Raw genomic sequence first — 13,523 nt, forward strand, 5'->3', positions numbered from 1 at the left:
GGTGAAGAAAATAAATTATACTGTATTTAAGTAACTACGTTAAATAACTTAATTATATGAAAATCGCTATTCATGGCAAAATTTTTCATAAAGATATTCGTAAGCATATCCAAGATTTATTTGACGCACTTTTTAAATTGGATGTTGAAGTTCAAATATCATCTTCTTTTCAGAAAGTGCTCAAAAAAGCTATTATCAAACATATTCCTGATAATATTTATACAGATCATACAGAGTTACAAGATAATGATTTCTTTTTAAGTTTGGGAGGAGATGGCACTTTACTGGAATCTGTTACACATATTGGAGAAAAAGAAACACCTATATTAGGTATTAATACAGGACGTTTAGGTTTTTTAGCAACAAACTCTCCTGATGAAATAAAGTCTGCATTGAAAACTGTTCTTTCAGGTTATTATAGCATAGAAGAGAGAAGTTTATTACACTTAGAGTGTAATAAAAATTTATTTGATGGGTACAACTTTGCCTTAAACGATTTTACCATTACAAAAAGAGATACAGCCTCCATGATTACGGTTCATACTTATATTGATGGAGAGTATTTGAATTCTTACTGGGCTGATGGATTGATAGTTGCAACGCCAACAGGCTCGACGGGCTATTCTTTAAGTTGTGGAGGACCTTTGATTTTGCCACGTTCCAATAATTTTGTCATTACGCCAGTAAGCCCTCATAACCTGACTGTTAGACCAATGGTTATTTCTGATGAAAGTGTAATTTCTTTTGAAATAGAAGGACGAAGCAAGAATTTTTTGATTTCATTAGATTCTCGTTCAAGAGTAATAGACGCTTCTGTACAATTAGCAATTAGTAAAGAACAATTTAAAGCAAAATTGATAAAAATAAATGACCAAAACTTCTTAAACACACTACGTAGTAAATTAAATTGGGGATGGGATGCAAGAAATTAGCATTTTTTTTGCTTTTATTTCCTAAACTTATATCTTTGTACTTTTAAAAGCCTCCATAACTAGTTGATTTTATGAAAAAAGCGTTTTTGTCAGGTGTATTGATGTGTGCTTCTTTGTTGGCGACAGCACAAATGAAGATGAACTCATGGTCTATGGGTGTGGGTGTGGGAGTAGCCAATTATTTTGGTGATATAGTACCTAAAGCCAATGATGTTAGTACAGATATAAAATATACTCGATTAAGCCCAAGTATAGATGTTGCATATCAATTTACTGAAAGTTTTGCAGTAGAGGCTGATATAGCTTGGATAAGACTGATTTCTTCTGACTTTGAAACAGCAGATCCACGTAATGTTCGTCACCGCTACAGATATATGCGTAATCAAAACTTTAGAAATGATGTTTTTGAGTTTGCAGTTACGGGTGAATTTGACTTTAAACCAACCATTGGAGGTATCTTCAGAAGGCCTACATGGAGACCTTATGCATTTGGAGGTATAGCAGGTTTCTATCATAATCCTAAAGGTATGACTCCTGATGGCAGATGGGTAGATTTACAACCTTTACGTACAGAAGGACAAGGTCTAAGAGCAACTCCAGATGTAAATGGCATAACAGGCTCATACAAAAGCAAACCATATTCTTTGGTGAATGTTGCCATTCCTTTTGGTGCAGGTATTAAATACAGAGTAACAGATAATTTAGATATTGCATTTGAAATAGGTTATCGTTTTACATTTACAGATTATTTGGATGATGTGAGCGGAAATTATGCAAATGCTGCTGATTTAGCTGCTTTCAATCCTCTTTCTGCCACAATGGGAAACAGAACGACGGAAGATAGAGACCCTATTTCTGGCTCAGTGAGAGACTGGAGACCAGTAGCCGAAAGTACAAATGGTTATGTTACAGATGGATTAGGTAGAGAAACTATCAATGGTTTTGGTAGAGCAGGTGATAAAAGAGGAGAGGCAAAAGATAGAGATATTTATATTGTAAATACATTCAGATTACAATATTTCTTTGAACAAAGAGGTGTAAGATGTCCTAAATTTAGAAGAGTAAGAAGATAATTTATTTTGGATATTTCATATTTGGTACTTATTTTGCAGGCTATCCGATTTGTGGATAGCCTTTATTTTTTTAAAAACCATGAAAAAAATCTCAATTCTTACATTATTTATCCTTTTTTATAGTCAAATTTTTGCCCAAAAAAATGAAATAGGTGTTTTTGCTGGTGGAACATTTTACAGAGGAGAAGTCTCAGATTTTAGTTGGAAAAGCCCAGGAGCTTTAGGCGGACTGATGTTTAGACAAAACTGGAATAGAGCATTTTCAACGCAACTAACCTTTTCAAGAGGGAATGCGAAAGGAGCGGATAGAAATAGTACAGGAGCTATTGCTCAACAACGAAATTATGAATTTACAACTCGTATTACAGAGCTTTCTGCCCAACTGGTATATAATTTTTATGATTTTGGACATTTTGCGGAAACGCATCCTTGGACACCTTATCTATTTGGAGGAGTAGCAGGTTTTGTAATGAGCCCACAAAATAGCCAAGATAATAATGCTCCTTATACTACCATGCAATTTGCTATACCATTTGGTGTGGGAGCTAAATTTATGGTAAATGAAAACTGGAATATTAGTTTGCAGTTTGGAGCAAGAAAAACGTTTACAGATTACTTAGATGATGTGTATGTAACAGGTACAAGAGACCCCAAATTGTTTGCGGGTAATCCTAATGACAAGGATATGTATTTCAATGCAAGTATAGGCATTAGCTATGTATTTCAGTCACGTCCTTGTCCAAGTTTCTACAAGATTCGCTATTAAGGTTCTTCTTTTACAGTTTCAGAAGTTACTTTTACACCAGAAGTATCTTTAGACGTTTTGTTCGTAGTGTCAGTTTTCTTTTCTGACTCAACCTTTATGGTGTCTTTTTTTACTTCTGTTTTGGTAGTATCAGACTTAACATCTTTTTTGTTTTCACCGCCACAAGCAGTAAAAAATGCTATACTTAAAATAAAAACAAGGGCTTTCATGGCTTAAAATGTTTTAATAAGTTCAAATATAAAATTTAAAAAATAAATTACTCAAATTTTTCTTTAAGAATTGTCTGAACGATATCTTCTGCAACATCTTTTTTAGATTTTAAACTAAAATCTACTCTTTTACCTTCTTTTGTCATAATACTAATTTTATTGGTATCATGAGCAAAACCAGCTCCAGCATCTTGTAAAGAATTGAGAACAATCATGTCAAAATTTTTGGATTCAAGCTTTTTCAAAGCATTTTCGGTTTCGTTGTTGGTTTCTAAAGCAAAACCTACAAAAACTTGGTCATTTTTTTTGTTTTTTCCAAGTGTAGCAGCTATATCTACATTTTTTACAAGTTCCAAAACCATTTCAGGGCTATTCTTTTTGATTTTTTCTTTTGCCATTTCTTTAGGGCGATAATCAGCAACAGCAGCAGAAAAAATACAAATATCAATATTATCAATCATACTTTGGCAAGCATCAAACATATTTTGAGCAGAAGGGGTTTTAATTAGCTTAACACCTTGTGGTACAGGCAAGTTGGTAGTTCCTGAAACAAGGGTTACTTCTGCACCTTTTTGTGCAAAATTTTCTGCAATAGCATAACCCATTTTACCTGTAGAATGATTGCTAATGAAACGAACAGGGTCAATGGCTTCTTGGGTTGCTCCTGCTGTAATGAGTACTTTTTTGCCTGCAAAAATAAATTTTGAAGTAAAGTGATTTTCTATAAATTGTACAATATGTTCTGGTTCAGCCATTCGCCCCTCGCCTATAAGTCCACTGGCTAACTCACCAAATTCAGAGGGAATAATATAATTACCATAGTTTTGTAATTGTTTTAGATTATTTTGTGTACTTGGATGTTTGTACATATCCAAATCCATAGCTGGTGCAAAAAATACTGGACATTTTGCAGAAAGATAAACAGCAGAAATTAGGTTATCACATAAGCCATGGACACATTTGGCTATAGAGTTGGCAGAGGCTGGTGCAAAAACAATTAAATCAGCCCATAAACCCAAATCGACATGATTATTCCATTGTCCAGTTTTATCTTTTACAAAATCTATCAATACAGGTTTTTTAGAAAGAGTTGAAAGTGTAAGAGGAGTAATAAACTCTGTAGCATTTTCAGACATAAGTACTTGTACTTCTGCTCCTTGCTTTATAAGTAAACGAACAAGTAAAGCAGATTTATAAGCAGCGATACTTGCTGTAACAATTACAATAATTTTCTTACCTTGAATCATTTTTATAAAGAATTATAGAGGCTGTTTGTTCTTCTGTGGTTTCTAATTCGTGTGTTGGTTGCCACTCTGGAGGTCCGAAAATATACATCCAACGTTCTTTCCAAGTGGATGCGTGTCTTACGTCTTTCCAGATATTAAACCATTCATGGAAGACAACTTTAAAAGGATTATTTTGTTCGATAGGCTTGGTAATACCGAAACTAATAGGTTTTTGAGTGTTTTCGGGTATAAATGTTCCAAAAAATTTATCCCAAATAATAAAAACCATAGACATATTTTTATCTATGTATTCAGGTTCTTTGGCATGATGCACTCTATGATGTGAAGGTGTAACCATAATCCACTCTACCCATTTCCAACGTTTAAACCATGAACTGTGCACAAAAAAACCATAAGTTTGTCCCAATGCATAAACCAACATAATATCAATTCCTTTAAAACCCATTAAAATAAGAGGTATATAAAAAGGAAATTTATAAATAGGTTGAAATATAGATGAACGTAACCCAGTTGTAAAATTAAAAAACTCGGAAGAATGATGAATATTGTGTACAGCCCAAAAAAAACGACAGCGATGTTCTAAAAAATGAATTAAGTAATAAAAAAAATCTTGAAGAACAAACAGGCTTATCCAATACAACCAGTTCGTATGCTCCCAATGAACAAAACTATATTTTTCAAAAATAGAAAGCAATGCAAGTCCAAAAATAACACGAACAGCAATATCAATAACTACATTGAAACTACCCATGAGCAAATTATTGAATATATCTTGCCAAGAGTACCACTTTTTACCTTGAAAATTCCCAATCATCATTTCAAGAGCAATAAAAATGGTATAAATAGGAATAGTAACAAAAGCTAATATTTTCTCAAAATAAGATATATCCATAAAATTTAGAAAAAAGTTAGGAGTTGCAAATATAGTTAAAAAGCTAATAATTTTTAAGCTCCCCAACCCTCTTTGTCTAAATCTCTATATCTGATAGCTTCTGCCAAATGTTCTAATTTAATTTGTTCACTTTCAGCTAAATCGGCAATAGTTCGAGCTACTTTTAGAATTCTATCATAAGCCCTTGCAGAAAGACCTTTTTTCTCCATAGCAACTTTTAAAAGCTGCTTTCCTACATCATCAATAAAACAAATCTCTTTGACTAATTGCGAAGGTATCATGGCATTGGAGTAGATATTTTTCATGCCCAACGTCTCAAAACGTTTGGTTTGTATTTCTCGAGCTTTGATGACACGTTCTCTGATAGTAGCACTACTTTCAGCCTTTTTTGTAGAACTTAATTCATCAAAAGAAACAGGAGTAACTTCTACATGTAAGTCAATTCTATCTAAAAGAGGTCCACTTACTTTATTCAAATATTTTTGAACACTTCCAGGAGGGCAAACACATTCTTTCTCAGGATGGTTGTAATACCCACAGGGACAAGGATTCATGGAAGCTATGAGCATAAAATTTGCAGGAAAATCCACAGAAACTTTAGCCCTTGATATACTCACTTGTCTTTCTTCCAAAGGTTGTCGCATTACTTCTAAAACTGTTCTTTTAAATTCAGGTAATTCATCTAAAAATAAAACACCATTGTGAGCCAGAGATATTTCACCAGGTTGAGGAATAGCTCCACCTCCAACCAATGCAACATCACTAATGGTATGGTGTGGGGATCTAAAGGGTCTTGTAGAAATCAGAGAAGTTTCTGTACCTAATTTTCCTGCTACAGAATGAATTTTGGTGGTTTCGAGAGCTTCTTGTAATGTAAGTGGAGGCAAAATGGTTGCAATACGTTTAGCAAGCATGGTTTTTCCTGCCCCAGGAGGTCCAATCATGATGGCATTGTGTCCGCCAGCGGCAGCAATTTCTAAGGCTCTTTTCATACTTTCTTGCCCTTGAACATCTGCAAAATCTACTTCGTATTTATCTAAATTCTCAGAAAACAATTTTCGTGTATCTTTTTGGAGAGGCTCTACATTGTTTTTTCCTGTAAGAAAATCTAAGGCTTCTTCTAATTTTTCTACACCAATCACATCCAAATTATTTACGATGGCAGCTTCTGAGGCATTTTCTTTTGGTAAAATAAAGCCTTTAAAACCTTGTTTCCGAGCTTCAATGGCAATAGGCAATACCCCCTTGATAGGGCGAAGCAATCCATCTAAAGAAAGTTCACCCATAATAATGTATTTGTCTATGTCTTTAGCATGAATTTGCTCAGAGGCAGCTAATAAACCTACTGCAATAGACAAATCATAAGCTGCTCCTTCTTTACGAATATCGGCAGGAGCAAGATTAACAACAATTTTTTGTCTTGGAAAAAAATAACCTAAATGTTTGAGAGCTGATTCTACTCTTTGAGCGGATTCTTTTACAGCATTATCGGGCAAACCAACCATAAATAAGCCTTGCCCTTGCCCAACATTTATTTCAATGGTAATAGGAAATGCGTTTACACCATATACAGCACTACCAAAAACTTTTGCAAGCATATTATATTTCTCGTTTATATATTAAATACTCAGTATTTTCACCATTTCTATCATTTCTTGGCTAATAGGTTTGTCTTTTTGGAACGTGTCTTCAAAAGGAGTAAAAACAATTTGGTCATTAATGATGCCTGCCATTACATTTTTATACCCAGTCAGAAGTCCATCTACAGCAGCCAAACCCAAACGACTAGCTAAAATTCTATCTCTGGCTGTAGGTGAGCCACCTCTTTGGATATGCCCTAATGTACTGACACGAATATCAAATTGATTTGGGAGTAATGTTTTTATTTTTTCTGCAACTACTTGAGCGTTTCCTTCTTCATCACCTTCTGCTACTACAATAATAGAAGAGGTCTTAGACCTGCTCCAACCTGCTTGCAAAATAGATGCCACTTCATCTGAACCCATCAAAGTTTCTGGCACCATTACAATTTCTGCCCCCCCTGCAATACCACAAGCAATAGCAATATAACCAGAATCTCTCCCCATAACTTCTATAAAAAATACCCTATCATGAGAATCGGCGGTATCTCTAATTTTATCAATAGCGTCTAAAGCCGTATTGATAGCTGTATCATAGCCAATGGTATAATCTGTACCATATAAATCATTATCAATAGTACCTGGACAACCTACAGTAGGAATTCCATATTCTTGGTAAAATTCTGCTGCACCTCTGAATGTTCCATCACCTCCAATTGCTACAATGCCTTCTATTCCAAATTTTTGGATGTTATCAAAAGCTTTTTTTCTACCTTCTACTGTCAAAAATTCCTTGCTACGGGCAGATTTGAGAATTGTTCCTCCTTTCTGTATGGTATTACTTACAGAATGAGATTGTAAAGGGATAATATTACCTTGTATCATTCCATTGTAACCTCTAATAATTCCAAATACATCAAGACCTTTATAAATGCCACCTCTTACTACAGCTCTCACACAAGCATTCATCCCAGGGGAATCTCCTCCAGAAGTAAAAACAGCTATTTTTTTCATAAAATTTAGATGCTTAAAGTGGCTTCTTCTTGGTAAATATGATTAATATAAATTTGATACTTTGTAAGAATATTTTTTCTTTTTAACTTGAGAGTAGGTGTTAACTCCCCTCCTTCAATACTCCAAACAGAAGGTAATACCATGAATCTCTTTAGTTTCTCATACTGAGCTAATCCATGATTTACTTCATTAATTTCATCTTGATATAAAGAAATTACCTGAGGATTATTGACCATTTCTTCTAATGTTGTATAAACAATATTATTTTCTAAACACCAATTTTTAAGCTCTTGCTCCATAGGAGCAATTAGAACGGCAGGGTATTTTTGGTTTTCTCCAATAACCATTGCTTGTTCAATAAACAAAGAAAGTTTAAGTTGATTTTCAATGTGTTGAGGAGCAATATATTTACCCCCTGAAGTTTTGAAAATCTCTTTCTTTCTATCTGTAATTTTTAGGTATTTCCCTTGGATGAACTCCCCTATATCACCTGTTTTAAGCCAACCATCTTCTGTAAAAGTTTCTGCAGTTTTTTCGGGTTGTTTGTAGTAACCTTTCATTACATTATCTCCTTTCACAAGAATTTCGCCATCATCAGCAATTTTTACTTGTACACCTTCAACTACTTTGCCAACTGTACCAATACAATAATCTTCTTTCGCTGGCATACCAGCTGTAATAACAGGAGATGTTTCAGTCATGCCATATCCTTCTAAAACAGGAATACAAGCTCCCCAGAAAATACGAGCCAATTTAGGATTGAGAGCAGCACTACCACAAATAACATATTTTACATTACCTCCTAAAGCTTCTCGCCATTTATCAAATACTAAATTGTTTGCAATACTTAACTGAATATTATAAACTAAGCCTTTATTTTCTTGAGTATCATATTCTTGTGCTAAATCTAATGCCCAATGAAACATTTTTTGAGCCACAGGCGAAAGCTCACGAGCTTTACCTAATATTTTCTCATAAACTTTTTCTAAAATTCTTGGAACTGCTGTAAATACATGAGGTTGAACTTCTTTCATGTTTTCTCCTATAGTATCCATATTTTCAGCATAATAAATAGAAATGCCTTTATAAATATAAGCATTGGTTACAGTACGCTCAAAAATATGACACATGGGCAAGAAACTCAGAGCTATATGCTCTTCTCCCAATACAAGACTACTAATAGCAGCCTTGATATTACTTACCACATTTTTATGAGTAAGCATTACTCCTTTGGGTGTACCAGTAGTACCTGAGGTATAAATAATTGTGAATAAATCTTCTGGAGTGATAGATTTTTTGATAGAGTCTAAGTTTTTGACATTTTCTTGCCCACCTAAATCGCTTACAATTTTCCAATGTTGTGTATTAGCTATTTTATCAAAAGTGTAAATTTTATCAGGAGTGAGTTCAGGAACATTTTTGACAGCTTTCAAAACTTTATCATAAATTTCTTGAGTCCCAGCAAAAACAATTTTAGTCTCAGAATCTTTAAGAATATATTCATAATCTTCGGAAGTGATAGTAGGATACATAGGAACACTTACAGCACCTATTTGCTGAATACCAAAATCTACAAAATTCCATTCTGGACGATTTGGAGAAATAATAGCTACTTTGTCATCCTTTTTTATACCTAATTTCTTCAATCCTAAGGATATTCTATTGGCTGCATCAATAAAATCTTGTGTACTATAAGTCGTCCATCCACCATATTCTTTTAAAGCTAAAGCATCTCTTTTAGGAAAATGATAACTTTGGTATTCTAACAGGTCAAAAACGCGTGTAACTTCCATATTATTAAGGTATTTTTGTTTTCTAGAAAAAAAAATCATTTGCTAATATAATCAAAAATATTTTTGAAAAGAATAAAAAACCAATATTTATCCAAGAGAATGTCTTGGCTTTTTTTAACAAATTCATTAAAATTACTCCCAATAAATAACTTTTTTAGAATCTATTTGGTTATTTATAAAACAGATAAATCTATTTTTCAATTAAACTTTCTAAATCTATGGCATTTACACAAGCCCCATTATCTTACGCAGAAAATGCTTTAGAGCCTCATATTGATGCTCAAACAATGAATATCCATTATGGCAAACACCATGTGGCTTACATTACAAATCTCAATAATGCAGTGGCTGGTACAGATGCAGAAAATCTAAGTATTGAAGAAATTTGTAAAAATATTAGTAAATACTCTCCTGCTGTACGCAATAATGGTGGAGGGCACTTCAATCATACACTTTTCTGGGAAATTATGGGTCCTAATGCTGGTGGAGTACCTACTGGCGAATTGGGAGATGCTATTGTTAAGAAATTTGGTTCTTTTGATACATTCAAAGAGGAGTTTTCTAAGGCTGCTATGACTCGCTTTGGTTCAGGTTGGGCTTGGCTTTGTGTAGAAAATGGAGAACTAAAAATCTGTTCTACTGCTAATCAGGATAACCCTTTGATGGATATTGAAGGAGTTCGTTGTGGAACACCTATTTTAGGTTTAGACGTTTGGGAACACGCTTACTACTTGAAGTACCAAAACCGTAGAGCAGACTACGTAGGGTCATTTTTTAATGTGGTAAACTGGAATAAAGTTACAGAATTATACAAAAAAGCTCTTTAAAAAACAAAAAGCCCTGAATTTTCGGGGCTTTTTGTTTTTTAGTCGTTATCTCCAAATAAAAGTGTAGCACTAATACCTACATTGGTATTGAATAATTCTCTTCCACTATTATCGGGACTGATATTCACAAACCCTGGGCTATAATATACACCCAATTGCATATTGCGTAGTTCTACACCTGCCGAAACAGTAAGCCCCATATCAAAACGGCGAAGATTTACAGGATTTGATAAGGAAGTTTCATTACCCCATTTGATAGGTTCTGATGAATCTAAAAGAATAGTGGTAGTTCCTCCACTTGTAGTTTCTACTTTAGCAGTGTTTTTTCCAGCTATCCCATAAGCCAAGTAAGGACCAGCCATCCCATAAATTTTTAAGTTTTCTAAACCAAAACGAACCCCCAAAAGCAAAGGCATTTCTACATACAAAGGATTAGCCTTGATAGTAGTTTTGGTAGTAATACCACCTAGTGTTAGAGATTCTTGTATTTTAGAACCCTTGCTATTAACTTGTAATGCTGGCTGAAAGAACAACACCTTATTGAAGCTATAATCTAAAACAACACCAGCCTGATAGCCAAAAAGCATTTTGGTTTCGTCTGTAAGTCCTGTTCTGTCGTCTGGTTTATTACGCATATCAGCTAGCTGTAAACCACCCTTTACGCCAAATCTTGTTTGTGCTGAAGCAAAAAAACTTGTCAATAATAAAGCAAATAAAACACTAATCTTTTTCATAAAAAATTGATTTGATGATGAAACCTCTATTTCAAATATAATGCTAAAGAAACAAAAAATGTCAAAGTTTTTAAGCTCTGACATTTTTTGTTTCTGAAAATGAGTAGATTATAAAGAAAGTGTAGATAATACACTGTTCATATTGCGAACAGCCTCAGCAGATTTACCAAATAAATCTTGTTCTTCTGCATTCAATTTGAAATCAATAATCTTTTCCCAACCATTTTTTCCAATTACAACTGGTACACCCAAGCAAATATCATTCTGACCATATTCGCCATTCAAAGGTACACAAGATGTAATAACTCTTTTTTGATCCCTTACAATAGCTTCAACAACACTTGCAGAAGCAGCACCAGGTGCATACCATGCAGATGTACCCAAAAGTTTTGTAAGTGTAGCACCACCCACCATTGTATCCGCAGCTACTTGTTTTAAGGCATCAGCACTTAAAAATTGACTTACAGGAACACCTTTGTATGTAGCCAAACGAGTAAGAGGAATCATGGTTGTATCACCATGTCCACCTATTACAACACCTTGAATATCTGCAGGAGAACAATTAAGAGCTTTTGATAAATAAATTGTAAATCTTGCACTGTCCAAAGCTCCACCCATACCAATGATACGATTCTGAGGCAAACCAGCTACTTTATGTGCTAAATAAGTCATTGTATCCATAGGATTTGATACAATCACTAAAATTGCATTGGGAGAGTATTTTACAACTTGTTCTACAACACTTTTTACGATACCTGCATTTACACCAATCAGTTCTTCACGAGTCATACCTGGTTTACGAGGAACACCTGAAGTAATGACTACTACATCAGAATTAGCTGTAAGAGAATAATCGTTTGTAGAAGCAATAAAACGGGTTTGTGAACCTGAAAGAGTGCTTGCCTGTAGCATATCTAATGATTTACCTTCACTTACACCCTCTTTGATGTCAAGTAAAACTACCTCATCAACAATTTGACGATATGCAAGTACATCTGCTGTAGTTGCACCTACGTTTCCTGCCCCAATTACGGTTGCTTTCATAAAAATTTATCTTTTTTAGAATGAAAAATATATTTTAAAAATCAGGCACAAATTTAAAAATAAAGCGAAAAGAAACTATAAAAATCCCTTACTTTTAAAAAGTAACTTGTGTGTATTTGAGAGCTTTTTGTATTCTCTTTTTTTCTTTTTCTGCAATAGGATTGCCAGAAAGATTTAGATATGATAATTGCTCCAATTTGAGTACACTATCAGGAAGAGTGGTAAGTTTGTTATTACTCAAATACAAACCTTCAAGACTTTCTAATAAACCTAATTCTTCTGGTAAAGTGTCAATTTGATTATTTTCTAAAGATAAATATTGTAAATCTATCAGGTTCTTGATTTTTGAGTCTATACTTGAAATTTTACAATCTGACAAGTATAAATGACTTAATGAAGTTAAATGATATAATTCTTGTGGAATTTCTGTAAATAGATTCTTTTGAAGATATAAATGAACCAATAAAGATAATTGGGAAATACTCTTAGGCAGAGATTTCAGCATATTATAGGATAAGTCTAAAGTTTGTAGATTTTGTAAATTACCAATTTTTTCTGGGATACTTTTTATTTTATTATTTTGGAAGTATAAATATTTAAGATTTTCTAATTGATGAATGCTATTATCTATTTTTTGAATATGATTATCTCCCAAATAAAGCTCCTGTAGATGAGATAGGCTGAATAATTCTACTGGAATATCCTTAATTTGATTGCTTGATAAATTGAGAGTTGTAAGATTTTCTAATGCTTTAATATCAGGATTTATTTTTGAAATTTTATTATTATTGACATATAAATAAGTAAGCCTTTCCATTTTCTCAAAGTTAGGAAGCTCTATCAAACGATTGTTGCCCATTTGTAAGGTTTCTAAAGACTCAAGTTTTCCAATCTCTTTGGGCAAAATCTCTAATTTATTTGAATCTAAAGACAAATAAGTTAGATTATCTAAATTTCCAATGGATTTTGGGATAGTTTTTAAACGATTATTATAGAGGTAAATAGAATTTAAGGCTTCCATTTCACCTATGGAATCAGGGAGTTCTTCTAAGAAGTTGTTTTCTAAATATAAATAAGAGATAGAACTTAATTTGCCTATATTTTGTGGTAATTTTTTGAGTTTATTACTCCCTAAGTTCAAATTTTTAAGATTTTCTAGAAAACAAATGCTTTCTGGTAACTCAGATATATTATTGTTAGATATATATAGCGATTCTAAATTTTTTAATTTGCCAATATCTTTGGGTAATTTTTGTAAATTATTACTATTACAATCAAAATAAGATAGATTTTCGAGTTGAGAAAAACTTTCAGGTAGATGATTAATCTTATTATTAGAAATATAAAAATATTGTAAGCCTTTAAGGTTCCCTATTTTATTGGGTAAACTGGAAATTTGGTTTGAACCTAAA

Annotated in this window: 11 protein-coding genes and 2 pseudogenes; 4 read left to right on the top strand and 9 right to left on the bottom strand. The window is 33.3% G+C overall.

Going from position 1 to position 13,523, the window contains the following annotated elements; all coding sequences use genetic code 11:
* Window positions 1–56 precede the first annotated feature (56 nt).
* The 3 genes and pseudogenes from ppnK (at window position 57) to AD998_01300 (ending at window position 2,771) form a co-directional block, all read left to right on the top strand.
* Window positions 57–932: an inorganic polyphosphate kinase gene (ppnK, locus tag AD998_01290; protein ID KOY84962.1), complete on the top strand. Its 876-nt coding sequence runs from the start codon at window positions 57–59 to the stop codon at window positions 930–932.
* A gap of 347 nt (window positions 933–1,279) precedes the next feature.
* A pseudogene (locus AD998_01295) lies at window positions 1,280–1,771 on the top strand (hypothetical protein).
* 313 nt (window positions 1,772–2,084) lie between these two features.
* The gene (locus AD998_01300; protein ID KOY84963.1) at window positions 2,085–2,771 is read left to right on the top strand and encodes a hypothetical protein; all 687 of its coding nucleotides are present in this window, start codon (window positions 2,085–2,087) and stop codon (window positions 2,769–2,771) included.
* Here the strand turns inward: AD998_01300 and AD998_01305 are convergent.
* From AD998_01305 to AD998_01330, 6 genes are read right to left on the bottom strand one after another with little or no spacing between them, the layout of a single operon-like run.
* Window positions 2,768–2,980: a hypothetical protein gene (locus AD998_01305; protein KOY84964.1), complete on the bottom strand. Its 213-nt coding sequence runs from the start codon at window positions 2,978–2,980 to the stop codon at window positions 2,768–2,770. The two genes, AD998_01300 and AD998_01305, sit on opposite strands and share 4 nt — an antisense overlap.
* A gap of 47 nt (window positions 2,981–3,027) precedes the next feature.
* The gene (locus AD998_01310) at window positions 3,028–4,227 is read right to left on the bottom strand and encodes a phosphopantothenoylcysteine decarboxylase (GenBank protein ID KOY84965.1); all 1,200 of its coding nucleotides are present in this window, start codon (window positions 4,225–4,227) and stop codon (window positions 3,028–3,030) included.
* Window positions 4,214–5,119, bottom strand: a complete 906-nt coding sequence (locus AD998_01315) for a hypothetical protein (GenBank protein KOY84966.1) — start codon at window positions 5,117–5,119, stop codon at window positions 4,214–4,216. Before AD998_01315 ends, AD998_01310 begins: the two co-directional genes overlap by 14 nt.
* A 53-nt stretch (window positions 5,120–5,172) precedes the next feature.
* Window positions 5,173–6,717 carry a magnesium chelatase gene (locus tag AD998_01320; GenBank protein KOY84967.1) on the bottom strand — a complete coding sequence of 515 codons (1,545 nt, stop codon included), beginning with the start codon at window positions 6,715–6,717 and terminating at the stop codon, window positions 5,173–5,175.
* A 21-nt stretch (window positions 6,718–6,738) separates the two neighbouring features.
* On the bottom strand, window positions 6,739–7,713 hold the full coding sequence (locus tag AD998_01325) for a 6-phosphofructokinase (protein ID KOY84968.1): 975 nt from the start codon (window positions 7,711–7,713) through the stop codon (window positions 6,739–6,741).
* A gap of 5 nt (window positions 7,714–7,718) precedes the next feature.
* Window positions 7,719–9,506 carry an AMP-dependent synthetase gene (locus AD998_01330; GenBank protein ID KOY88006.1) on the bottom strand — a complete coding sequence of 596 codons (1,788 nt, stop codon included), beginning with the start codon at window positions 9,504–9,506 and terminating at the stop codon, window positions 7,719–7,721.
* Between the two features lie 218 nt (window positions 9,507–9,724).
* On the opposite strand from AD998_01330, the gene AD998_01335 reads away from it, so the two are divergent.
* The gene (locus AD998_01335) at window positions 9,725–10,333 is read left to right on the top strand and encodes a superoxide dismutase (protein ID KOY84969.1); all 609 of its coding nucleotides are present in this window, start codon (window positions 9,725–9,727) and stop codon (window positions 10,331–10,333) included.
* 38 nt (window positions 10,334–10,371) lie between these two features.
* On the opposite strand, the gene AD998_01340 is transcribed toward AD998_01335, so the two are convergent.
* From AD998_01340 to AD998_01350, 3 genes and pseudogenes are all read right to left on the bottom strand, one after another.
* Window positions 10,372–11,151, bottom strand: coding sequence for a hypothetical protein (locus AD998_01340; protein ID KOY84970.1), 780 nt, complete (start codon window positions 11,149–11,151; stop codon window positions 10,372–10,374).
* A 24-nt stretch (window positions 11,152–11,175) separates the two neighbouring features.
* Window positions 11,176–12,111 (bottom strand): malate dehydrogenase, encoded by a 936-nt coding sequence (locus AD998_01345; GenBank protein KOY84971.1) that lies wholly within the window; start codon window positions 12,109–12,111, stop codon window positions 11,176–11,178.
* A gap of 94 nt (window positions 12,112–12,205) precedes the next feature.
* A pseudogene (locus tag AD998_01350) lies at window positions 12,206–13,513 on the bottom strand (hypothetical protein).
* Window positions 13,514–13,523 lie beyond the last annotated feature (10 nt).

The sequence above is a fragment of the bacterium 336/3 genome, assembly GCA_001281695.1.
GTDB lineage: Bacteria > Bacteroidota > Bacteroidia > Cytophagales > Thermonemataceae > Raineya.